The organism is Breoghania corrubedonensis (assembly GCF_003053845.1).
GTDB classification, from domain to species: Bacteria; Pseudomonadota; Alphaproteobacteria; order Rhizobiales; family Stappiaceae; genus Breoghania; species Breoghania corrubedonensis.
Window position 1 is genome coordinate 529,239 of record NZ_QAYG01000001.1, and the last position, 23,255, is coordinate 552,493.

Genomic DNA, 23,255 nt, shown 5'->3' on the forward strand with positions numbered 1-23,255 from the left:
ATTATCCGCGGAGTGGCTCATGGGCCGGCACAGCAACGAAATCGACCGCAAGACACGCCTCGACGTCTTCCCGACCTTTCACAAGGTGGCGGGACGGCGCGTGGTGGTCGTGGGCGGAGGCGACGAGGCGGCGGCGAAGGTCCGCCTCATCGGCGAGACCAATGCCGATATCGTCATCGTCGCGCACGACATGTCGCCGGCGCTCGCGCGTGCGGCGGAAAAGGCCGGCGCCCGGCATGTCGCCGAGGGCTTCACCCCCGCTCATCTGTACGGCGCCGCGCTGGCCTTTTCCGCGCGCGAGGACGAGGCGCTCGACCGCGAAGTCGTCGAGACGGCACGCGACATGGGCATTCCGGTCAACGCCGTTGATCGGCCGGAACTCTGCGATTTCTACACGGGCGCGCTGGTCAACCGCGCGCCCGTCGCCGTCGCCATCACCTCCACCGGGGTCGGCCCGGTGCTTGCCCGCCACATCCGCGCGCGCATCGAGGCGCTGCTGCCGCGCGAGACGGGGGCGCTGGCGCGGCTTGCCGAGAGTTTCCGCGAAACGGTTTCACACTTCGTGCCGTCGGCGGAAGGCAGGCGCCGGCTGTGGGCCGCGTTCTTCTCCGGTCCGGTGGCGCATGCGACCTATGCCGGGCGCACCGACGAGGCCCGTGCCGCAGCACAACGCCTCGTCAACGGGGCGGCCGACGAGGCCGGCTTCGTCTGGCTGATCGGTGCGGGGCCCGGCGCCGAGGACCTTCTGACATTGCGCGCCCAGCGCTTGTTGCAGGAAGCCGACGTCATCGTCCACGACCGGCTGGTGCCCGATGCCGTCGTCGCCATGGGAAGGCGCGATGCGCAGCGCATTTCCGTGGGCAAGGCCAAGGGTGCGCATTCGGTCTCCCAGGCACGCATCAACGAGATCCTCGTTGAGGAAGCCGCGAAAGGCCACCGGGTGGTGCGGCTGAAATCCGGCGACCCGATGATCTTCGGCCGGGCGGGCGAGGAAATCGCGGCCCTTCGCAAGGCCGGCATGCCTTACGAGATCGTGCCGGGCGTGACCGCCGCGTTCGCCGCGGCCGCTTCCGCCGAGATCCCGCTGACGCTGCGCGGCGTCGCCTCCAGCCTCGTCTTCGCCACCGGCCACGACAAGGACGGCGAGACCCTGCCCGAGTGGGCGGGCCTTGCGCTCCTTGGTGCCACCGTCGCCGTCTACATGGGCCGTACGGTCGCCGGACGGGTCGCAGCACAACTCCGCGCCGCCGGCCTCGATCCGGCAACCCCCGTCATGGCGATCGAGAACGCCGCGCGGCGCGAGGAACGCGCCTTTGCCGGCAGGCTTTGCGATCTCGACGCCTTTTCCGAACGCGGCGACGTGAGCGGCCCGGTGCTCATCGTCATCGGCGAGGTCGTCGCCCACGCCGCGCTGGAACGCGCCGAGCCGCTGGCGCCGCAAGCTGGGTTCCCCCTCCCTGTTTCCCGTTTCGCAGCTGCCTGAAGGACCACATGACTCGGCAACGCAGATCCGATCTCTCTTCCGTCATCACCCGGCGCAGTCCGGGTGATCCATGGATGCTTCCCGCCATGTCGCGGCCCGCAATGGATTGCCCGGACTGCGCCGGGCAATGACGGAAGAAAGATCGAACCGGAAATCGCCGAACCCTGTCGGCGCAGCGCCGCTTGAGGAGTTTTTGTCATGAAGACGATCTGCAAGCTCGTCACCGCCAACCGTCTCGCCGACGGCGAAGTCGTCTGGCTCGGCGCCCATGGCGCGTGGGTCGAGACAATCGACGGCGCCCTCGTTCTGGAGGATGCGGCTGCGGTGGAGGCGGCGGAAGCGGCTGCCGCGCGTGCCGTTGCCGCAAACGAGGTCGTCGATGTCGGCACGATCGACGTGACCCGTCAGGGCTCCGGCGTCGTGCCCGTGCGGCTGCGCGAACGCATCCGCGCCGCCGGCCCCACCTTCCGAACCGATCTCGGCAAGCAGGCGCAGGCCTCGCGCGCCTCCAACGCGGCCTGACCAAGCTTGAACGCCAGGAGTACGCTTCGTGTACCGTTACGATGAATTCGACCAGGAATTCGTGGACCAGCGCATCGCGCAGTTCTCCGATCAGGTCCGCCGCCGGCTGAAAGGCGAGCTGAACGAGGACCAGTTCAAGCCGCTCAGGCTGATGAACGGCGTCTATCTTCAGCTTCACGCCTACATGCTGCGTGTGTGCGTGCCCTACGGCACGCTGAACAGCCGGCAGATGCGCAAGCTCGCCCACATCGCGCGCACCTATGATCGCGGCTACGGCCACTTCACCACGCGCCAGAACATCCAGTTCAACTGGCCGAAGCTCTCCGACGTGCCGGCCATTCTGAAGGAGCTGGCGGAGGTGGAGATGCACGCGATCCAGACCTCGGGCAACTGCATCCGCAACACCACCGCCGATCATCTGGCAGGCGCCGCCGACGACGAGATCGCCGATCCGCGTCCCTATGCCGAGATCATCCGGCAATGGTCGTCGCTGCACCCGGAATTCACATTCCTGCCGCGCAAGTTCAAGTTCGCGATCACCGGAGCGCCGCACGACCGCGCCGCCATCCAGGTGCACGACATCGGCATGCAGATCGTCAGGAGCGAGGCGGGCGATCTCGGCTTCAAGGTCTATGTCGGCGGCGGCCAGGGACGCACACCGCTGGTCGCCAAGCTCGTTCGCGATTTCCTGCCCGAAGAGGATCTCATCGCCTATTCGGAGGCGATCCTGCGCGTCTACAACCGCTACGGGCGGCGCGACAACAAGTACAAGGCCCGCATCAAGATCCTCGTCCACGAGACGGGCATCGACGAGTTGCGCGGCGATATCGAGGCGGAATTCGAGAAGATCCGCCACGGGGTGCTGCAGCTTCCCGCCGACGAGGTGCGCCGCATCGAGACCTATTTCGCGCTGCCCCCGCTCGACCCCGCGGCAACGAGCGCACGGTTCGACGCAAAGAGCGCCGGCAACCCGGCGTTTGCCGCCTGGGCAGAGCGCAACGTGCATCCGCACAAGGTGACGGGCCATGCCTCGGTGACGATCTCGCTGAAGCCCATAGGCGGCGTGCCGGGCGATGCCTCTGCCGAACAGATGGAGGCGGTCGCCGACATCGCGGAAACCTTCAGCTTCGACGAGTTGCGCGTCTCCCACGAGCAGAACCTGATCCTGCCGCATGTGCGGCTCGACGATCTCGACAAGGTCCATGACGCGCTCGTCGCCGCCGATCTGGCGGAGGGCAATGCCGGGCTCATCACCGACATCATCGCCTGCCCCGGGCTCGACTACTGCGCGCTCGCCAATGCGCGTTCCATCCCGATCGCGCAGGAGATTTCCGAGCGTTTCGGCAATGCCGAACGCCAGCGCGCGATCGGCGATCTGAAGATCAAGATCTCCGGCTGCATCAACGCCTGCGGCCATCACCATGTCGGCCATATCGGCATTCTCGGCGTGGAGAAGAAGGGCGAGGAACTCTACCAGCTGACCCTTGGTGGCTCGGCCGACGAGACCACCTCCATCGGCGCCATCATCGGGCGCGGCTTTGCCGGGGACAGGATCGTCGATGCGGTGGAAACCGTGGTGGAGACCTACCTGAAGCTCCGCGCCAACGACAACGAAACCTTCCTTGCCGCCTATCGCAGGGTCGGGGACGCACCTTTCAAGGAGGCGCTCTATGGCACCGCTTGACGCGACCGCCCTCGCGCTTGATCCCGAAAACGCGCTCAGGGCCGAGGCCCAGGCGCTCAACGCGCAATATGGCAGCCTGCCGACGCCTGACCTGCTGGACCATGTCCTTCACCGGCTCTATCCCGGCAGGGTGGCGCTCGTCTCATCGTTCGGGGCGGAATCCTCGGTGCTTCTGCATCTTCTGTCGCAAGTCGACCGGCATGCGCCGGTGCTGTTCGTCGATACGCAGAAGCTCTTCGGCGAGACGCTGCGCTATCGCGAGACGCTGATTGCGCGCTTCGGGCTGACCGGCGTGCGCACCATCCTGCCCGATCCGGACGATCTGGCGACCGCCGATCCGCAAGGCTCGCTGTGGCTGCGCGATACCGATACGTGCTGCCATATCCGCAAGGTGCTGCCGCTGGAGCGCGCGCTTCATGGCTTCGACGCGTGGATCACGGGGCGCAAGCGCTTCCAGAGTTCGACGCGCGCCGCACTTTCGGTGTTCGAGGTCGCCAACGACCGCATCAAGGTCAACCCGCTCGCCAACTGGTCGGTGGAGACGCTGAAGGCCTATGCGGAGACGCACGACCTGCCGCCGCACCCGCTGGTCGCGCAAGGGTTTCCCTCCATCGGCTGCATGCCCTGCACCGACCGCGTGGCGCCGGGCGAGGACCCGCGCGCCGGGCGCTGGCGGGGTGCTGAAAAGACCGAATGCGGCATCCATCTGCCCACGCACGGGCGCGAAATCGACGGCAGCGGGATCTGACCATGACGGACACGCAGGCAAACGACATCTACCGGGACGGCCGGTTCCTCGCCGACGGCTGGACGTATCTCGCCGACGACGATCCGGTTCCGGCCGATGGCGCGGTGTTCCTGTCGCTATCGCGATTTCTCGCCGACCTCGCGGTGCTGCGCGGGCGCAACGCTCCGACGGGCGTCGTCGTGGAGGCCGGCGAGGACGTGCGATCGATCGCCGACGAGTTCGCGCATGTGGCGGCGGTGGCGGTCGCCTTTCCGAAGTTCACCGACGGGCGCGGTTATTCCACCGCGCGCATCCTGCGCGAGGATCTGGGCTTTGACGGCGAAATCCGGGCCGTCGGCGACGTGCTGATCGACCAGATCGCCCTGATGCGACGCTGCGGGATCGACGCCTTCGCGGTGAGCCATGCCCCCACGCGCGCGGCGCTTGAGGCCGGGCACGTGCCGCGGGTGGATCACTATTACCAGCCGGCGGGCCGGGCAGACGAGGTGCCCACGGGGACGCGTCCGTGGCTGCGCCGGCCAGCGTGAGAGGGGCCGTACAGGTTTGAGCGGGCGGGATTATTCCACCCGGGGCCCATCCTTCGAGACGCCCGCCAAGGCGGGCTCCTCAGGATGACGTCGAGTGTGTTGTTATTTCAGCGAAGCCATCAACAAACGCAACGTCATCCTGAGGAGGCGCGCAGCGCCGTCGCGAAGGATGGGCCACTTGCGTCAGGATGCGCCACACCAAGCCGCATTGTCTCTGTCCCGCCCCGCATTCGGAGGCGCCCGGCTTCCTCCGCGCCGCTTCCCCATGTCGCTTGACCGGCTCCCCCGATCCGCCTCCAATGCGGCGAAACATGAGGAGCCTTCAATGTCCGATATCCGCATCGAGGAACGCGAAACGCTGATCGACAGGCCGCGTGTGAAAACCGAGCGGCTGGTGCTTTCGCGGCCCGATGGAGAAACGCGCGAGCAGGTGGAACGGATCGTCCACGATCACGGATCGGCCGCAGCCGTCCTGCCGTACGATCCGGTGCGCAAGACCGTGCTGCTGACGCGCCAGCTCCGTTTCCCGGTCTATGTCAGGGGCGACGAGGCGCTGCTGGTGGAGCCCTGCGCGGGGCTGATTGATCCGGGGGAAACCGCCGAGGAAGCCATACGCCGCGAGGCGATGGAGGAGATCGGCACGCGGCTCGACACGCTGGAAAAGATAGCCGAGGTCTATACCTCGCCCGGCTTCATGACCGAGAAGATCGCGCTCTATCTTGCCGTCTACGGACCGCAGGACCGGGTCGCCGACGGCGGCGGACTCGAAGAGGAGCACGAGCACATCGAAGTGCTGGAATGGCCGGCCACCCGCCTCAGGACGATGCTGGACGTCGGAGAGATCAACGACGCCAAGCTGCTGATGCTGACGCAGGCGCTGCTGGCGCGGCGGCCGGAGCTGTTCGATTAACCGGAGCTTGCGGACCATCCCGCCGTCCGGGGCTTCGCGAGCCAGGGCTTCACGAGCTTGAGCTAATTCCTATCGAGACGATCGGAATATGTTCTGACGGCCCCCCGTCCCCGTGCGGCGGCTTGCCGCGGCGTTTCGCGTGCGGCTACCCTTCGCGCAACAATAATCGTCGGGAGGAATGAACATGGGAAATCGTCTGGAGGGTAAAGTCGCCATCGTCACCGGCGCGGCATCAGGGTTCGGCGAGGGCATCGCGACGCGGTTCGTAGAGGAAGGGGCCAGGGTCGTCATCGCCGACATGAACGGCGAAGGGGCGGCGCGCGTGGCGCATCATATCGGCGCCAACGCGGTGGCGGTTACCGCCGACGTGACCGACGTGGCTGATGTCGAGGCCATGGTGGCGGCGGCGCGCGGCAATTTCGGACGGCTCGACATTCTGGTCAACAATGCCGGCTACACTCACAAGAACGGCCCGATGCTGGATATCGACGAGGAGACCTTCGACCGGATCTTCGACGTCAACGCCAAGGCGATCTATCTGGCGACGCTGAAGGCGGTGCCGGTGATGGAGGAGACCGGCGGCGGCGTCATCCTCAACACCGCATCGACGGCGGGCCTGAGGCCGCGGCCGGGGCTGACCTGGTACAATGCGTCGAAGGGCTGGGCGATCACGGCCTCGAAATCGATGGCGGTGGAGCTCGCGCCGAAGAAGATCCGCGTCAACGCGCTGTGCCCGGTCGCGGGAGAGACGGGCATGCTGCATCTCTTCCTGGGCGAGGACACGCCGGAGATGCGCGAGAAGTTCCGTGCGACCATTCCGCTCGGCCGGCTCTCGCGCCCCGAAGACATGGCCAACGCCGCCCTGTGGCTTGCTTCCGACGAGGCCGAGTTCATCACTGGCGTGGCGCTGGAGGTCGATGGCGGACGCTGCGTATGACGGGATGCTGTTGCGCCGCAGACGGCTGCGATAGAATAGCGCGCTGAAAAAGAGAAGTTGACACGTCGTTGCGGCAGCCAGCTAGCGTGTGCGCGTTCTTATCTCACCGACACATTCGGAGAAAAGATGAAAAAGTGCATGACCTTAGCGGCAGGGGTGGCAGGCCTGCTCGCCGCTTCGATGCTGACCAGCCCGACGTCCGCGCGCGTGATCGACTTCAAGATCCAGTCGTCCGGATCGGTCTTCGACGGCCAGTCCTACGGGGACGCTGGCACCTATGAGCGGATCGACGCGATCGCCACGATCGCGGTCGATCCCAAGGCGCCGGAAAACGCCGTGATCGTCGGTATCGACAAGGCGCCGAAGGACAAGAACGGCGATGTCGTCTTTTCGGCCGAGGTCTCGATCCTGCGACCGGCGGAAGCCGCCAAACGGTCTCCCTTCCTGTTCTACGAAGTCACGAACCGGGGCCGCAATCTCTCCTTCGAACTGCTCAACGATTCTCATTCGGCAGGCATTCCCTCCAAGCCCGAGGATGCCGGCGACGGCTTCGTGCTGGAGCACGGCGACACGGTCGTTTGGAACGGCTGGCAGCCGGGCCTGCCCGACAAGCTGATGAACATCACCCTGCCCGTCGAGGAGGGTGTTGCCGGCACCTCGCGCGAGCAGATCATCTTCGACAAGCCGGGTGCGACCGGCACGCTGAAGCTCAGCTATCCGGCGGCCGATCTCGATCCGGCCAAGGCGACGCTGACGGTGCGCACGAACGACACCGACAAGGCGGAAACGCCCAAGGACCTCGGCTTCAAGTATGTCAGCGAGACCGAAGTCGAGATCACCCGTCCGGCGGATGCGCCGGCCGGCGCGATCTACGAGTTCGTCTATCCGGCGAAGAATCCGGTTCCCGCGGGCCTCGCAATGGCGGCGATCCGCGACGTTGTCTCGTTCCTGCGCGGCAATCCCGGCCACGAGGCGACGGATCCGATCGACGGCATCAAGTACACCGTCGGCATGGGCATTTCGCAGTCCGGCCGGCTGATGCGCGACCTGATCTATCAGGGCTTCAACGCGGATGAGGGCGGCGCACGCGTGTTCGACGGCGTGATGGCGCATATCGCGGGCTCGCGCAAGACCTACACAAACTACGCCTTCGCGCAGCCGGGCCGTTATTCCCGCCAGCACGAGGACCACGACTACCCCGGCGACCAGTTCCCCTTCACCTACGTGACGATGACGGATCCGATCTCCGGCAAGACGGACGGTATCCTGGAGAAGTGCCAGGCCTCCGACACCTGCCCGAAGATCATGCAGTCGGACACCTCGACGGAGTTCTGGCAGGCCCGCGCCTACCTTCTCTCCACCTCGCCCGACGGCGAGACGGCACTCACCATGCCGGACAACGTGCGGCTCTACTTCATCGCCGGCACGCAGCATTTCGCGCTGTGGGACGGAAAACCCGGGACCAAGGAAGAGGCCGCCTACCCGACCAACCCGCTGAGCGTCACGCCGGTCCTGCGCGCGCTCTATGACGACATGGAAGCCTGGGTCGCGGACGGCACCGAGCCGCCGGCCAGCCGGTATCCGAGCGTTGCCGACGGCACGCTCGTCCCGGTGTCCGAGCTCGTCTATCCGACGGTTGCAGGCGAGCCGCTCGCCCCGAAGTTCAACACGCTTCAGGTGATGGACCATTCCAAGGTGCCGCCGGTTCGCGGCAAGGCCTATCCGCAGCTCGTTCCCGCCATCGATGAGGACGGCAATCCGCAGGGCGGCGTGATCCTGCCGCGCCTCGCCGTGCCGCTCGGCACCTACGAGGGCTGGAACCTGCGCACCGAGGGCTACGCCAAGGGTGAACTCTATTCCACGACCGGCAGCTTCATCGCCTTCCCGGCCGAAGCCGTGGATGACGACAGCCGCGACGGGCTCGCCGAGCGCTACGAGAGCAAGGACGCCTACATCGCCGCGGTCAAGGAGGCGGCCGAGGCGCTTGTCGCGGATCGCCTGATGCGTGCCGAGGACGTCGCCACGACGCTGAAATACGCCGAACGCGACGCCGAGGCCTTGCAGTAGGCAGCGGTTTCAGTTTCTTGAAAAAACGACGCCCGCCGGGAATCCGGCGGGCGTTTTTCGTTCGCTCGAGGCCGAGGCCATGACCCGGTAATGGGGCATGGTCAGGGGCCCGGAACAACCGGAGAGAGCCCCCCGTATCCCCCGCGCGGGGTCCCTCACTCTCCTTCGTCATTTGCCCGGCACCCGCCTTCGCGGGCACAGGCTCCGTCCGGGCAACCCAACGCAGGCAGTGGCATTCAGGGCGACGGCCATGGGTCACCCGGACGGAGCCTGTGCCCGCGAAGGCGGGTGCCGGGTGATGACGAAGGAGGGGGCGTAGCCAAGGACGATGTCCGTGCAGTTTCCGGACAGTTCCCCGCCGCTACTTCAGCGCCTGCAGCACGCTCACATAATTCGCGACGGCCGCGCCGCCCATGTTGAAGATGCCGCCGATCTCGGCATTGGGAAGCTGCATGTCTCCCGCCTCGCCGGCAAGCTGCATGGCGGTGATGGCGTGCATGGAGACGCCAGTGGCGCCGATCGGGTGGCCCTTCGCCTTCAGCCCGCCCGAAACGTTGACCGGCAGCTTGCCGCCAACCTCGGTCCAGCCTTCAAGGACGGCCTTCGCGCCCTGGCCTTCCGGCGCCAGCCCCATCGCCTCGTATTCGATCAGTTCGGCGATGGTGAAACAGTCGTGCGTTTCCACGAAGGACAGATCGTCGAGCGTGACGCCGGCGGATTTCAGCGCCCGGTCCCAGGCGGTGGCGCAGCCTTCGAACTTCAGGATGTCGCGCTTCGACATGGGCAGGAAATCCTGCGCATGGGCGGTGGAGCGGAAGGCGACCGCCTTCTTCATGCCGAGCGCGGTTTCCGTATTGGTGAGAACGATCGCCGCCGCACCATCGGAGACGAGCGAGCAGTCGGTGCGCTTCAGCGGGCCAGCCACGAAAGGATTCTTCTCGCTCTCGGTGCGGCAGAAGTCGTAGCCGAGATCCTTGCGCATCTGGGCGAAGGGGTTCTTCACGCCATTCTTGTGGTTCTTGGCGGCAATGGCGGCAAGCGCGTCGGACTGGTCACCGTATTTCTGGAAATAAGCCCCGGCGATCTTGCCGAACACACCGGCAAAGCCGGCCGGAATATCCCCCTCCTCGGCGAGGTAGGAGGCCTTGAGCAGGTTCTGGCCGATCTCGGGACCGGGGGTCGTCGTCATCTGTTCAACGCCGACAACCAGCACGAAGCGCGCGGCGCCGGAATGGACGGCTCTGACGCCCTGGTGGACGGCGGCGGAACCCGTCGCGCAGGCGTTCTCCACCCGCGTCGCCGGCTTGAAGCGCAATGCCGGGTCGGCCTGCAGCACCAGCGAGGCGGTGAAATCCTGGGCCGAAAAGCCTGCGTTGAAATGGCCGAGCACGATCTCGTCGACGTCGGCGGCATCGATGCCGGCATCGGCAAGCGCGCCATTCGCGGCCTTGACGATCAGGCTCTCGACCGTCTCATCGGAAAGCCTGCCGAAGGGCAGATGCGACCAGCCAACAATTGCTGCACTCATGAAAATTTCCTCCCTGAGGCACCCTTGGCGGGCGCCGTTCCTCCTTCGCCAAATCTAGCGTGAGGTGTGCGTTGCAACAACGCCAAAGATGGAGAAAAGACGCAGGATCAGGAACCGAGCGAGATCACGATCTTGCCGACATGACCACCGCGGCCAAGCATATCGAAGGCCGCCGCATGGGCCTCGAAGGGAAACACCTGGTGAATGCGTGGGCGCAGACCGTGGGTGGCGATCGCCGCCAGCATCGCCTCCATGTCGGTGCGCGAACCGACCGTCACGCCCTGCAGACGGATCTGGCGCATGACGACGAGCGGCAGGGGCAGCGGCGCGACGGGGCCGGACAGAACCCCGATCATGGCGAGCGTTCCCCCGACGCGCACCGCGCGCAGCGACTGGGCGAGCGTCTTCTCGCCGCCGAGTTCGACAACTAGATCGACGCCGTCCGCCGCGAGCGCGGCGCGCGCGGATTTCGACCAGTCCGGCTCGCGCAGATAATTGATGCTCACGTCGGCACCGAGATCCGACACCTGGGCGAGCTTTTCGTCGCTTGAGGAAAGAAGCGCGGTGCGCGCGCCCGCCATTCTTGCGAATTGAAGCGCGAACAATGCAACGCCGCCGGTTCCCTGGATCACCACGGTGGCACCCGGCTTCATTGCCCCGCCGGCAAAGAGCGCACACCATGCGGTGAGCCCGGCACAGGGAAGGCAGGCGGCTTCCTTGAGGCTCAGCTGAGCGGGCACTGGCAGCAATGCCGCCGCGTCGAAGACAACATATTCGGACAGGACACCCGGCTTGCCGCCGGCACCACGGCTCCCCTCAAGGAATTCACGCCGGGCGGGGCCGGAGGGCCAGTCCTCCATAAACAGATTGATGACGCGGTCGCCCTGCCTGAAGCGGGAAACGCCCTTCCCGGTCTCCTCCACAATGCCCGCGCAGTCGGACGCGGGAACGGCGGGCAGCGCCGCGCGCGGATCGTACTTTCCGCTGACGAACAGATGATCGCGGTAATTGAGGGAGACGGCGACCACGCGCACCAGCACCTGGCCCGGTCCGGGCTTCGGCCGTTCCCTTTCCACGATAGAGAGATTGGCCGGCGAGAAACCGCCGGAAAGCTCAAGTGTCCGCACGCCTTCCCCCCTCAGTGCGTTCCGGCCCGCGTGCGTTCCGACTGTTGGACGTTCCACCCCGGCGCATGCCCGTTTGCGTGTTCGATAGCCGGTACCGCTCCACACCATGGGCCGGTCTTGTCAGACAATCATGCCCCCGGCGCCTTTTCAACATCAACTCATCGAACGTTCGATGCGCAACGGCGCGACGTATCAATCCGCGGCAGAGAGGATGGAATGAAGCGCAAAGGCTTTGGGCGGACAGACGGCGCGCAGAACCAGGTAAGGTTCTTTGGCGTCATCGAGATACCGGCGGATCATCACCAGCCGGCAAAGGTCGTATTCACCGTCCTGGGGAGCATCGCAACGGATCTCCTGGACGATCTCCGCCGGATGAAGCCCGTGCATCGCAGCAAGCAGGTCCGGCAAACGTTCTCCGCCAAGCCGGGGCACGACATCACCGCAGGTTTCATCGAGATAGATACATGCCGGCGCTTCCATTCCCGACGCGGCGTCGCGAAAGACGCCCGACAGGCGCAACATCGGCTTGAACGCCGACAAGCCGATGTCTGTCTTGTCCACATCCGTGACAGTCGCCACGCCTTCAAGACGAAACGTCCAGTCGAAGGGAGCGGACGCGAACCCGTCGAGCAGGTGATAGCCCGTTCTCATGGAACGCTCGCAGGCACGCACCACCTCGGTGCCGCGTCCCTGGCGCGATCTGACGAGGCCACGCTCGCGCAAAGACCTCAAACCGTGCCGGATCGTATGCCGGCTTACATGGAAGCGTGCAGAAAGCTGAGCCTCAGTCGGCAGCAGTCCACCCTCTGGATGGACGCCTTCGCGGATCTCGCGGCCGAGGGCCTCGGCAATCTGCTCGTATTTCGGAATCTGCATCTGTATTCCGCTATCAAGCGTTTCAAAACACTATTAGCCGTACGGGGAACTGGCATTGTCTCTTGTTACACGGTTGAGAGACCTTTTTTGGTTATCGGTAGCCGCAAGCAACGCCTTTATAAGATTATGGTTACTGCCGTTGCGGCCCGGAACGTTGCCCAACGTAACTGCGGCGCCTTGTAACGAGCCCCCCTGCAATCGCGTATCCCCGTTCGCGCAGAGGTATAATCACGTAACCCGACGAAACATAGTCGCATTGTGTGAAACAGGATGCGGGCACCGAATACCGTATCATAATGGCCACGCCCACGGGAAAGGCGCGCGAATCCCAATTCACCATGACAGCTGCGCATCACGCCGATGACGAATGATGCGCGACAACCTTACGCGAGCCTTGTCGGCGGAGCTCTGCAAGGGTAAATGCGCTGGTTATGGCTCTACCACCGCTCCTCACCCTGCAATCGATCCGGCTCACCTTCGGCGGCACCGCCTTGTTCGAAGACGCCGAAATGACCGTGGCACCCGGCGACCGGCTGTGCCTTGTCGGTCGCAATGGCTCCGGCAAGTCGACCTTGCTGAAGATCGCCGCCGGCATGGTGGAGGCCGATGACGGCCGCCGCTTCGTGCAACCGGGCGCCACGGTGCGCTACCTGCCCCAGGAGCCGGACCTTTCCGGCTTTTCCACCACACTCGCCTATGTGGAGGCCGGGCTGGCGCCGGGCGACGACCACTACCGGGCGCAATACCTGCTGGGCGAGCTGGGTCTCACGGGCGAGGAAAGCCCCGACCAGCTTTCCGGCGGTGAGGCGAGGCGCGCGGCACTCGCGCGGGTGCTGGCGCCCGTGCCGGACATTCTGCTGCTGGACGAGCCGACCAACCATCTCGACCTGCCGGCGATCGAATGGCTGGAGGAGGAGCTTTCCTCCATGCGCTCCGCTCTTGTTCTGATCTCGCATGACCGGCGGTTCCTGCAGGATCTGGCCCGCTCCACTCTCTGGCTCGACCGCGGCACACTCAGGCGGATGGACCAGGGCTTCGCGAATTTCGAGACCTGGCGCGATGAGGTGCTGGAGCAGGAAGAGCGAGACCGGCACAAGCTCGACCGCAAGATCGTGGCCGAGGAGCATTGGGTGCGCTACGGCGTTACCGCAAGGCGAAAACGCAATATGGGGCGCATGCGCGCGCTCGCCGACCTGCGCAGCCAGCGGCGAGACCAGCGGAAATCGCAGGGCAACGTCAAGTTTGTCGCGAGCGAGGGGGAAACCTCCGGCAAGGAGGTCGTGAAGGCCGAGGAGATCTCCAAGACCTATGGCGATCGCACAATCGTAGACACGTTCTCCACCATCATCCAGCGCGGTGACCGGATCGGCATCATCGGGCCGAACGGCGCGGGCAAGACCACACTGCTGAACCTGCTGACCGGGACGCTGGCGCCCGACAGCGGCAAGATCAAGCTCGGCACCAATCTGCTGAAGGTGACGCTCGACCAGCGTCGGGCGAGCCTCGATCCATCGTGGAGCCTGCGCGAGGCGCTGACCGACGGGCGCGGCGACAAGGTGGAGGTGGGCGGCGTCACCAAGCATGTGGTCGCCTATATGAAGGACTTCCTGTTCACGCCGGAGCAGGCGGGCACGCCGATTTCCGCTCTTTCGGGCGGCGAACGCGGTCGGCTGATGCTGGCGCGCGCGCTGGCGACCCCCTCCAACCTGCTGGTGCTGGACGAGCCGACCAACGATCTCGATCTGGAAACGCTCGACCTCTTGCAGGAACTGATCGCCGACTACGCCGGCACCGTGATTCTCGTTTCCCACGATCGCGACTTCCTGGACCGTGTGGCGACCTCGGTCATCGCCGGCGAGGGCGACGGTAGCTGGATCGAATATGCCGGCGGCTATTCCGACATGGTGGCCCAGCGCGGTCACGGTGTCAGGGCGCGCGGCGACACGCCGGCACCCGCGACTGCCAAGGCGGGAAAGACGGAAAAGCCCCAGACACAGCCTCAGACGGACACCAGGGCTCCGGCGACGAAGCGCAAGCTGTCCTTCAAGGAAAAGCATGCGCTGGAAACCCTGCCCGGCGAGATGGAGCGACTTCAGGCGGACATCGACGCACGGCGCAGGAAAATGTCCGATCCGGCGTTCTATTCGCGCGATCCCGACGGCTTTTCGAAGGTGACGGCGGAGCTTGAGACGCTGGAGAACGAGCTGGAGGCGGCGGAGGAACGATGGCTGGAACTGGAGATGCTGCGCGAGGAGGTGGAGGCCCGGTGAGCGCGACCGCTTCGCAAGCGCCCCAGATCTACGTGGACGCCGACGCCTGCACGGTGAAGGCGGAAGTGGTGCGCGTGGGCGAACGGCATGGCCTTGTCATGCATTTCGTCGCCAACCAATGGATGCGGCTCGATGACAGCCCGTTGGTCAAGCGCGTTATCGTGCCCGAAGGCCCTGATGCGGCCGACGACTGGATCGCCGATGCCATCACCGCATGTGACATCTGCATTACCAACGACATTCCACTCGCCTCGCGCTGCCTGGAAAAGGGCGCACGGGTGCTGGGCCAGTCTGGCAAACCCTTCGACAGCGCGAGCATCGGCATGGCGATGGCCATGCGCGATCTCAACCGGCACCTGCGCGAAATCGGCGAAATCGGCGGCGGAGGCCGCCCGGTGAGCCGGAAGGATCGCTCGGACTTTCTCTCGGCTCTGGAAAACATGGTGCAGGCCATCAAGCGCGACGGCTGATAGCCGGATTTCCGTCGCCCCCTTCCGGCATACCGTTCGCGTTTGCAGGCACGCCGACCGGGCGATGTCCATCTATCAGATGGCAGACTGGACAAACAGCCGCCGGCACGACACACTTGACCTAACGGAAAAAACAGCGGCCGCGGCCTTTCAGGTCGAGCGGCGCGATATTCGTTGTGCACATCGGATTAACCGCACCAGGTCGGGTTACTGCCGTTGAGCACTTCTCAGGAAGCCGCACGGACACGGACGTACGTGAATACCTCCGAACGCCGGCAGGTGAGCGTCGTCTTCTGTGACATCGTGCAATCGACAGCCATGTCGTGCGCGCTGGAGCCGGAAGACCTGTGGGCGGTCATCAACCGCTATCGCGAAACGGTCCGCAACACGGTACGCGTCTTCGGCGGCATCATCTGCCACCACAAGGGCGACGGTATCCTTTGCTGCTTCGGCTATCCCGCCTCGCACGAGGACAATGCCAGCCGCGCCGTCATGGCCGCGCTTGGCGTTCTGGCCCGTGTGCAGCAGGAAAACCATACGGAAGACAGCGACGATGATCGCAGCGAAGGGGCAAGGCTGCGGCTTCGCGTCGGGGTTGCGACCGGCGAAGTGGCGATCGTCGACAACCGCGCCGACGATCCCGGCGGTCTGGAGCTTCTCGGCCCAGCGCCGAGCCTTGCGGCGCGATTGCAGACAGGCGCCGGACAGAACATGGCGCTGGTCGACGAGACGACCTTCCGCCTGACCCGCAACGATTTCCGTTTCACGCCCGCCCGCACCGTCCGTTTCAAGGGGTTTCCGGGTCCGATGACAGTGTACCAACCTTTGGGACAGACCTGCGGGCCCACACGGTTCGAGCGATGCTGCGCGGGATCGCTGACCGATTTCGTGAACCGAGCCCACGAACAGGCTCTGCTGTGCGAAACCTGGCGCAGGACATGTATGGGCCAAGGCCAGCTCGTGCTGGTGAAGGGCGATGCGGGTATCGGCAAATCGCGGTTGGTCCGGCATTTCCTGGAAGGCATTGGCGACGATGGCCGGCGCGAGATCCAGCTGCAATGCTCCGCGTTGCATGCGCGCACCGCGCTCCATCCTTTCGCGGTGGCTTTCACCCGGCTCATCGGGCTCCGCGCGACAGACACACAGGAGGCAATGGTTCATTGCCTGCGTGCCTTTCTCTCCGAACTGGGCATTCGCGACGGCTATTCGGTGCCGTTGCTCGCCCGTCTCGTCAACCTGCCGGCGGCACAGTGTCTGCCCCTGCTCAACATCCTGACACATGAGGACATCGGCCAGCGCACGACGTCGCTGCTTGCCACCTGTCTGATCGCGATGTCGCGCCGATATCCCGTCATCCTCGTCGCGGAGGATCTGCACTGGGCGGATACGGCAACGCTGAAACTGCTGGAGGAACTGTCGAGCGCGGCAACAGACGGGTCCGTCATGATCATTGCGACCTTCCGCCCGCACCCGCCGGGCGAAGCCCCCCTCGCCGGACTTGAAGCCGCCCGAAACTGCCAGTCCGTCACGCTGGACAGACTGAGCCGTTCGCATTCCGCAAGGATCGTGAGCAGCGTCGCGCGCAGGGCGGGCGCGAGCCGCCTTCCCGGTGACTGGATCACGCGTATCGTGGAGCGCTCAGACGGCGTGCCGCTTTTCATCGAGGAGCTGACGCGAACGGTCATCGACAAGGCCGGGGACCGCGCGTTGCTCGCCCAGCCTTTCGCGATCGGAAAACCTAGCGACAACATACCCGAGACCTTGCGCGATTCGCTCTCCGCCCGGCTCGACCGCCTGCGGCTCGGCGCAGCCGGAGCCCATTCGCCCAAATGGGTCGCGCAAGTCGCGGCCTGTATCGGACGTGAATTCCGCAAGACGACGCTCACGCGGCTTTTCGAAAAAGTCGGTGTGGGAACCACGATCGTTCCCGTCGCGCGGACCGATCTGGCGCACATGCTGGAGGAAGCGATCGAACGCCTTGTGGAGGCGGACATCATCTGCCCCGTGACCTGCGATCAGGACATCACCTACCGTTTCAAGCACGCGTTGGTGCATGATGCCGCCTATGCCGGATTGTGGCGTGAAGACAAGCGGCACATCCATGCCCGTCTTCTGGAGCTGCTTGAGGAAAAGGCGAAGGAGGAAACGCCCGACACAACAGCCGAACTCCTCGCCCATCACGCCTTCAAGGCCGGGCAACCGGACACCGCTGCGCGCTATTGGCTCGCCGCCGGCCAGAGGGCAGCCGTGCGTTCCGACCTGAGGGAAGCGCGCGCGTGTTACGAGGAGGCATTGAGACTGGCGCGCAGGACGGCGGGCGGATCGGCCACCGCAAGAAGCGGTGCAGCGCCACGGACAGGCCCGGACCCAGCCTGTCGCGACAAACCGCGCGGCGTGCATGAGGAGAGGACGGCGATCGAGATGGAGGCGCTGATCGCACTTGGCACGGTGGAGATGATGGAGACGCTGCGCAAACGGCACCCGGTTTCCGCAGCAGCCGCGCTCTGTCCTTCCGGGGCCGTCGGGCACGAGCGCTCAAGGGTCGCGCACTGATCCGCACCGGCGACACGGCGGAGGGATTTCAGCTTGCGGAAACCGGCTTTTCCGCCTTTACGAACACGGGACCGACATGGCGTCGCCGGAAATGTTGCTGGAGGGCGCCACCGCCTGATCGGCCCAGCCATGTGTCAGTGGCGCGCCGAGGCGATACAGGGCGCGCCTATTCCGCAGCCTGCGGTGCCTTGGGGTAGCCTGCGACTGGCTCCCGCAACGCTTCGGCGGGAGGCAGGGCCGGCAATGCGAGCTTCAGCAAATCGGATGTTGGCGCGCTTTCCTCCGGAATTCGCCACAGGCCACTTGCGCGGGCAGCGTGCCCCCAGGCGAGCGAGGCGGTGAAGCGAGCCACCGGGATAGCGACGAGCGGCCCCAGAATGACCGGCAGCGCCGGGACAAGGATCGGCGCGACGAAGGACGAGAACCAGACGACGCCAGCCACGCCGAACAGCGTTTGCGGCCAGAGCCGCCTGATCGCGCTTGCGTAAGGCACAGCGTGCAGGCCGCGCCGCTGGGCCGACCAGGTACCGCCGCGCCCGAGCGAAAGCTTGGCGATGAAGACGGTATGGGCGATCGCCATGACGGGAGCCAGCAGCATGGAGAAGACGATTTCACCCACAACGCTCGTGAGGATCCGCCAAGTTCCGCCGAAAGCCTTGCGGCGCGCGCGCGTTGCCAGAATATCCGCGACGGTTGCGAGTTTCGGCGCGAAGACCATGGTCATGACACAGGCGAAGAGCGCCCCGCCCAGCACCGGGTCGAAGTTGCGGGTGGCGTCGTCGTAGACGATCGCAAGCCCGGCGGAGAGCACCATGAAGGCGACCCAGGCGGGAGAGCCGGCAAACATCAAAATGGCGAGGACGAGCTGCATGCGGCTGACGGGACGCAGGTCCTTCAGCCCCAGGAGCTTCAGATACTGCATGTTACCGTGGCACCAGCGCAGGTCGCGGCGGATGAACTCGATGAGGTCGGGCGGGTTCTGCTCGAAGCTGCCCCCCTCCTCCGGGATCACGCGCACCTCGTAGCCGGCGCGGCGCATCAGGACGGCCTCGACCTGATCGTGGCTGAGTACCGGGCCCGACAGGGGGCCGCGCCCGGAGAGTTCCGGCAGATGGCAGTGCTCGATGAAGGGCTTCAGCCGGATGAGGGCATTGTGCCCCCAGTAGGGCCCGCAATCGCCTTGCCACCAGGCGGAGCCCAGCGTGTAGGAGCGCATGCCGAGCCGCATGCCGAACTGGAATATGCGGGCAAAGGCGCTCATCGTCGGCAATCCGACCACCAGGCTTTGCAGAATGCCAACCGTTTCGTGACGCTGCATCAGACGGACGAGGCGGCGAATGGCGGAGGCATCCATGTAGCTGTCGGCATCGAGCACGAGGGCGAAATCGTGAGCCGCGCCCCAACGCTCGCAGAAATCCCGGATGTTGCCGGACTTGAAGGCGTGATTGTCCTCGCGTCGGCGATAGGTGACCGAGATGTCCCCGCCCCAACGGGCCTTGAGGGAGACAGCGAGACGTTCCTCCTGCTCGATAATGTCCTGCCAGGAACTGTCGGAGAGCAGATAGAGATGAAAATGCGAACAGACGCCTTCCAGCAGCATCCCTTCGAGCATCGTCTCCACGTTACGGAAAACGCCGTCGATCTCCTCGTTGCGCAGACATACGAGAATGGCGGTGGACGTTGTCAGCGCCGCCGCCGGGTCCTCGTCACGCAACAGCGGATTGACGCTGGCTGCCGGATTGCGGGAAAAGCGCATCAGCGCGAGCCCGATCATCGCATTCCAGAAGCCGATCACCAGCCAGGGCAGCGTGACGAGAAAAAGGGCGAGCAGGACGCCTTCCACCGGCAGGATACCGCCACGGCGCATGGCGGCGAACATCAGCGCCGCAAGACCGAAAAGGCTCACGCCGACGAGCGCTGCGAAGAAAACGCGACGGCCGACCATGCGGCTGTGCGAAGAAGGTGAGGATCGATCACGGGACGCGTCGGCGAGACTCATGTCAGGGTCACTCGAAATGGGGGCGGGCCTGCCTTGAGGCCGGACCGGCTTCGGCGAAGGAACGAAAACGGCTATGGCTGAAAGAAATACGTTCGACGGCGCGCAGGCCGAAGCGCTTTGGTACATCGGCCCCCGTTGCACCGCAATACGCGACGAGACGCTGGGGAAGCTCGCGCCCGATCACATTCGCGTGGAGACCATCGCCAGCGGCATCAGCCGGGGCACGGAGAGCCTCGTCTTCGCCGGCGAGGTGCCACGGGCGGAATGGCAGCGCATGCGCGCGCCGATGCAGGCTGGCGATTTTCCGTTCCCCGTGAAATATGGCTACCAGAGCGTCGGCCGTGTCGTTTCCGGCCCCTCCGCATGGTTCGGCAGAAGCGTTTTCGTGCTGCATCCTCACCAGACCCTGTTCGACGCACCAGTATCGGCGGCCACGCCCGTTCCCGATGCCGTTCCGGCGAAAAGAGCAGTTCTTTGCGGCAACATGCAGACAGCCTTAACCGCCGTGTGGGACGCCCGACCAGCACCGGGCGATCACATTAGCGTGGTCGGCGGCGGGGTCGTCGGGCTGCTGACGGCATGGCTGTGCGCGCAAATTCCCGCGACATCGGTACAGCTTGTCGACGTGAACCCGGCGAGACAGGCGATTGCGCGGCAATTGGGGTTCGCCTTCGCGGATCCGAAAAGCGCACGTGGCGATAACGACCTCGTGATCCATGCAAGCGCCAGCGAGGCGGGTCTGGAGACGGCCTTTGCGCTTGCCGGCGACGATGCGACGGTGCTGGAGCTGAGCTGGTATGGCGAGAATTCCATCCGCGTGGCGCTGGGCGGCGCCTTTCACAGCCGGCGGCTGAGGCTCGCGGCGAGCCAGGTCGGGCGCATTCCCGCCGATCATAACGCGCGCTGGGATTTCGCGCGGCGCAACGCTGCCGCCATGGCGCTTCTTGACGATGCCCGTCTTGATGCGCTTCTTGAAGAACCGATCACCTTCCACACCCTGCCCGAAACCCTGCCGCGCATCTTCGACAAGAACAGCGGCGTGCTTTGTCAGGTGGTGGATTACGGGGTGGCGTAGAAAGATCCGAGGGAAAGCCCGGCGAATACGAGCCGCCGCTGTGTTTCATCGCCCGTTCGAACAATCCGCGCGGACGATCCACCAGGTCCGCGATCAGATTTCAAATTGCAGGGAGTGCGCACTTGTTTGCCGTCGAAGTCCGCGATCACATCATGATCGCCCACAGTTTTACCGGAAGCCTGTTCGGGCCGGCCCAGGCATTGCACGGAGCCACTTTCGTGGTCGATGCCGCCTTCCTTGCCAAGACGCTCGACGCGAACGGTGTCGTCATCGACATCGGCCGCGCGCACGAGGCCCTGAAATCCATCCTCGCGCCGCTCAACTACCGCAACCTCGATGACGTCGAGGAATTCGCCGGCATCAACACCACGACGGAATTCCTGACCGGGCATATCCACGCGAAACTCAGCGAGGTGGCACGCGCCGGAGGGCTGGGACGCCCGGGCAACGAAATCGGCAGTATCCGCGTGACCCTGTCGGAAAGCCACGTTGCACGCGCTTGGTATGAAGCGCCGATAGCGCCCCACCCCAGCGGGCAGGACAATGGATAGCTCGCGGATGAGCGCAAGTGGAGGGACGGGACGGCTTGTCTTCGCCTATCCCGGCGACATCGAAACGCCCAGCGGCGGCTATGAATACGACCGCCGCATCATCGACGGGCTCGTCGCGCGGGGCTGGTCGGTGGAGCCGGTCTCGCTGGGCGATGCTTTTCCGTTTGCAGGTACGCAGGCGCGCAACCGTGCCTATGCGCGGCTCTCCAGTCTGACGGAATCAGTTCCCGTCGTCATTGACGGACTTGCGCTCGGCGTGCTGCCGGAGGCGTCGACCGCGCTTGGTTCGCAACGCCCCCTCATCGGCCTTGTCCATCATCCGCTGGCGCTTGAAAGCGGCCTTGACCGCGACACGGCCGAAACATTCAGGATGAGCGAACGGCAGGCGCTTGCCGGAACACGCGGCGTGATCGTTCCAAGTCCGGCGACCGCATCCGTTCTGATCACCGACTACGACGTTCCACGCGCAAGGATCGCGATCGTGCGGCCGGGTACGGACCGGGTGCCAACGCGTGCCCGACGCCGGCCGGAAGGCGCTGCCATCAGGCTCCTCGCAGTCGGCTCGCTCGTGCCGCGCAAGGGACACGAGATCCTTCTGAAAGCACTGGCGGGCATGACGGACCTGCCCTTCCATCTCGATATTGCCGGCAGCCCGGATTTCGATCCCGACTGCGCGGCCCGCATCCGCGAAAAGGTGTCCGATCCTGCACTTTCGCAGCGCGTGACCCTGCATGGCACAGTCGGACGGGAGCGGCTGAACGCGCTTTACCAGCAGGCGGATATCTTCGTGCTCGCCAGCCGTTACGAGGGGTATGGAATGGTCTTCGCCGAAGCGATCGCACATGGAATACCGGTGGTGGCGACGGGCGATGGCGCGGTCGCCGACACGGTGGCGAAAGAGGCGGGCCTCGTCTTCGCGCCCGATGACCGGCAGGGCTTTGAGCAGGGGCTGCGCCGGATGCTGTCAGACGCGCCCTATCGCGAAGGCCTTGCGGCCGGTGCGCGGGTGGTCGCGGAAACCTTGCCGAGCTGGGCCGAAGCCGCAGAGGTTTTCGCGGAGGCCGTCCTGCGCTTTGCACAACCGGGGAGCACACCGCATTGACCGGATTTTCAGCCCAATGGCTTGCCTTGCGCGAACCCGCCGACGCGCGGGCGCGGGCACCTGAAATCCTCGACGCCGCCGTCGGTGTTCTCGCCGACGCGGATGCGCCTCTGATCGTCGATCTGGCGTGCGGTACCGGCTCGAGCCTGCGCGCGCTGAGCCCGCATCTTGGCAACAACCAGCGCTGGCGGCTTGTCGATCACGATCCGGTGCTTCTCGAGCGCGCACGCGCGGAATGTGCCGGATTTTCCGGCATCGCCGATCTCCAGACGGTCGCCACCGACCTTGCCGCCGGGCCGGGGTCCGTGCTCGGCGATGCCGATCTCGTCACCACATCGGCCTTTCTCGATCTCGTATCGCACGACTGGGCGCTGCGGTTCGTCGCGGCGCTGTCACAAAACCGGCTGCCATTCTATGCCTCCCTCACTTACGATGGCCGGATGGGCGCGGAGCCTTCGCATCCACTCGATGAGACGGTCACGGATCTTGTCAACCGCCACCAGCGGCAGGACAAGGGGTTTGGTCCCGCACTGGGACCGCACGCGGTGGAACGGGTCTGCGAATGCCTTGAAAATGCGGGTTTCCGCGTCTCCCGGGCGCGCTCGGACTGGATTTGCCGGACAAGCGAACCCATCTTTCAACGCGAACTGGTCGAGGGCTGGTCGAAGGCCGCGGAGGAAATCGGCGGACTGGCGAGCAACGACCTCGAGGCATGGAGAGAATTCCGCCTCGATATGATAGAGGCCGGATCATCGCGCATTCGCGTCGGTCATGAGGACCTTTTCGCGGTTCCGGAATAAGGCGCCAGGTCGGCGTTCACATTGGC

Annotated in this window: 19 protein-coding genes; 15 read left to right on the forward strand and 4 right to left on the reverse strand. The window is 65.3% G+C overall.

The features are described from left to right. Positions 1–19: 19 nt before the first annotated feature. From cysG to C8N35_RS02330, 8 genes are all read left to right on the forward strand, one after another. Complete coding sequence (gene cysG, locus C8N35_RS02295; RefSeq protein ID WP_107987998.1) at positions 20–1,483, forward strand: siroheme synthase CysG; 1,464 nt, start codon at positions 20–22, stop codon at positions 1,481–1,483. A gap of 198 nt (positions 1,484–1,681) precedes the next feature. Beyond that, positions 1,682–2,005: a DUF2849 domain-containing protein gene (locus C8N35_RS02300; protein ID WP_107987999.1), complete on the forward strand. Its 324-nt coding sequence runs from the start codon at positions 1,682–1,684 to the stop codon at positions 2,003–2,005. Positions 2,006–2,033: 28 nt separating this feature from the next. Next, the gene (locus C8N35_RS02305) at positions 2,034–3,689 is read left to right on the forward strand and encodes a nitrite/sulfite reductase (RefSeq protein WP_107988000.1); all 1,656 of its coding nucleotides are present in this window, start codon (positions 2,034–2,036) and stop codon (positions 3,687–3,689) included. Beyond that, a complete protein-coding gene (locus tag C8N35_RS02310) occupies positions 3,676–4,437 on the forward strand; it encodes a phosphoadenylyl-sulfate reductase (RefSeq protein WP_107988001.1) in 762 nt (253 codons plus the stop codon). The genes C8N35_RS02305 and C8N35_RS02310 overlap by 14 nt, the downstream gene beginning before the upstream one ends. A gap of 2 nt (positions 4,438–4,439) precedes the next feature. Beyond that, complete coding sequence (locus C8N35_RS02315) at positions 4,440–4,964, forward strand: DUF934 domain-containing protein (RefSeq protein WP_107988002.1); 525 nt, start codon at positions 4,440–4,442, stop codon at positions 4,962–4,964. Between the two features lie 325 nt (positions 4,965–5,289). Beyond that, on the forward strand, positions 5,290–5,874 hold the full coding sequence (locus tag C8N35_RS02320) for an NUDIX domain-containing protein (RefSeq protein ID WP_170121998.1): 585 nt from the start codon (positions 5,290–5,292) through the stop codon (positions 5,872–5,874). A gap of 184 nt (positions 5,875–6,058) precedes the next feature. Beyond that, positions 6,059–6,811 (forward strand): SDR family oxidoreductase, encoded by a 753-nt coding sequence (locus C8N35_RS02325; RefSeq protein WP_107988004.1) that lies wholly within the window; start codon positions 6,059–6,061, stop codon positions 6,809–6,811. A gap of 138 nt (positions 6,812–6,949) precedes the next feature. Beyond that, positions 6,950–8,878 (forward strand): alpha/beta hydrolase domain-containing protein, encoded by a 1,929-nt coding sequence (locus tag C8N35_RS02330; protein WP_245926628.1) that lies wholly within the window; start codon positions 6,950–6,952, stop codon positions 8,876–8,878. A gap of 361 nt (positions 8,879–9,239) precedes the next feature. On the opposite strand, the gene C8N35_RS02335 is transcribed toward C8N35_RS02330, so the two are convergent. The 3 genes from C8N35_RS02335 to C8N35_RS02345 all read right to left on the reverse strand — a co-directional run bounded on the left by C8N35_RS02335 (position 9,240) and on the right by C8N35_RS02345 (position 12,409). Continuing rightward, the gene (locus C8N35_RS02335; protein ID WP_107988006.1) at positions 9,240–10,406 is read right to left on the reverse strand and encodes an acetyl-CoA acetyltransferase; all 1,167 of its coding nucleotides are present in this window, start codon (positions 10,404–10,406) and stop codon (positions 9,240–9,242) included. Between the two features lie 107 nt (positions 10,407–10,513). After that, positions 10,514–11,533, reverse strand: coding sequence for a zinc-dependent alcohol dehydrogenase family protein (locus C8N35_RS02340; RefSeq protein ID WP_245926629.1), 1,020 nt, complete (start codon positions 11,531–11,533; stop codon positions 10,514–10,516). Between the two features lie 192 nt (positions 11,534–11,725). Further along, a complete protein-coding gene (locus C8N35_RS02345) occupies positions 11,726–12,409 on the reverse strand; it encodes a GntR family transcriptional regulator (RefSeq protein WP_107988008.1) in 684 nt (227 codons plus the stop codon). 431 nt (positions 12,410–12,840) lie between these two features. Here C8N35_RS02345 and C8N35_RS02350 point away from each other — a divergent pair, with 431 nt between their 5' ends. The 3 genes from C8N35_RS02350 (at position 12,841) to C8N35_RS02360 (ending at position 17,702) form a co-directional block, all read left to right on the forward strand. Beyond that, on the forward strand, positions 12,841–14,679 hold the full coding sequence (locus C8N35_RS02350) for an ABC-F family ATP-binding cassette domain-containing protein (RefSeq protein WP_107988009.1): 1,839 nt from the start codon (positions 12,841–12,843) through the stop codon (positions 14,677–14,679). Beyond that, positions 14,676–15,149, forward strand: coding sequence for a YaiI/YqxD family protein (locus tag C8N35_RS02355; RefSeq protein WP_245926630.1), 474 nt, complete (start codon positions 14,676–14,678; stop codon positions 15,147–15,149). The genes C8N35_RS02350 and C8N35_RS02355 overlap by 4 nt, the downstream gene beginning before the upstream one ends. A gap of 255 nt (positions 15,150–15,404) precedes the next feature. Then, positions 15,405–17,702 (forward strand): ATP-binding protein, encoded by a 2,298-nt coding sequence (locus C8N35_RS02360; protein WP_146177332.1) that lies wholly within the window; start codon positions 15,405–15,407, stop codon positions 17,700–17,702. 166 nt (positions 17,703–17,868) lie between these two features. On the opposite strand, the gene mdoH is transcribed toward C8N35_RS02360, so the two are convergent. Further along, entirely contained in the window at positions 17,869–19,647 is a 1,779-nt protein-coding gene (gene mdoH / locus C8N35_RS02365; RefSeq protein WP_245926631.1) for a glucans biosynthesis glucosyltransferase MdoH, read from the reverse strand. A 127-nt stretch (positions 19,648–19,774) separates the two neighbouring features. On the opposite strand from mdoH, the gene C8N35_RS02370 reads away from it, so the two are divergent. The 4 genes from C8N35_RS02370 (at position 19,775) to C8N35_RS02385 (ending at position 23,229) form a co-directional block, all read left to right on the forward strand. Beyond that, entirely contained in the window at positions 19,775–20,776 is a 1,002-nt protein-coding gene (locus tag C8N35_RS02370; RefSeq protein ID WP_107989022.1) for a zinc-dependent alcohol dehydrogenase, read from the forward strand. A gap of 122 nt (positions 20,777–20,898) precedes the next feature. Beyond that, entirely contained in the window at positions 20,899–21,327 is a 429-nt protein-coding gene (locus C8N35_RS02375; protein ID WP_107988013.1) for a 6-pyruvoyl trahydropterin synthase family protein, read from the forward strand. A 7-nt stretch (positions 21,328–21,334) separates the two neighbouring features. After that, positions 21,335–22,429, forward strand: coding sequence for a glycosyltransferase family 4 protein (locus C8N35_RS02380; protein ID WP_107988014.1), 1,095 nt, complete (start codon positions 21,335–21,337; stop codon positions 22,427–22,429). Then, positions 22,426–23,229, forward strand: a complete 804-nt coding sequence (locus tag C8N35_RS02385; RefSeq protein ID WP_170122000.1) for a methyltransferase domain-containing protein — start codon at positions 22,426–22,428, stop codon at positions 23,227–23,229. The genes C8N35_RS02380 and C8N35_RS02385 overlap by 4 nt, the downstream gene beginning before the upstream one ends. Positions 23,230–23,255: the final 26 nt, after the last annotated feature.